Annotated in this window: 1 protein-coding gene; it reads left to right on the forward strand. The window is 48.0% G+C overall.

Annotated features, from left to right (window positions below):
- Positions 1-50: 50 nt before the first annotated feature.
- On the forward strand, positions 51-454 hold a 404-nt coding region (locus tag WEIDD23_RS12275; RefSeq protein WP_156469679.1), incomplete at its 3' end, for an SDR family NAD(P)-dependent oxidoreductase.

Below are 454 nucleotides of genomic sequence, written 5' to 3' on the forward strand. Positions count from 1 at the left end.
TCATTAGCAATAGGTTATGACGTACAATAGTCACATGGAGGGTGATATCTATGACAATTAATCATACGACTGATACAACTCGCTATCCCGATTTACGTGGTAAAACCGCAGTTGTGACGGGTAGCTCGTCAGGTATCGGTGAAGCGATCGCGCGTCACATGGGGTCAGAAGCGATGAATGTGGTCATTAACTACATGAGTGCTGATGAAAAGGTAATCGACGGGCTGATCTACCTAATTGAACAATCAGGCGGACATGCCGTTGGCATTCGGGCCGATGTGGGCACTGAAGCCGGCGTCCAAGCAATCTACGATAAGGCAATTGAAGCGTTTGGTGATATTGACGTATGGGTCAATAATGCTGGCTTCGAGATTCAATCAGCTACGCACGAGACTTCGTATGAGGACTGGCAACGTGTGCTGCACGTCGATTTAGATGGGGTATTCTTGGGGAC

The organism is Weissella sp. DD23 (genome assembly GCF_001579105.1).
Lineage (GTDB): Bacteria > Bacillota > Bacilli > Lactobacillales > Lactobacillaceae > Weissella > Weissella cibaria.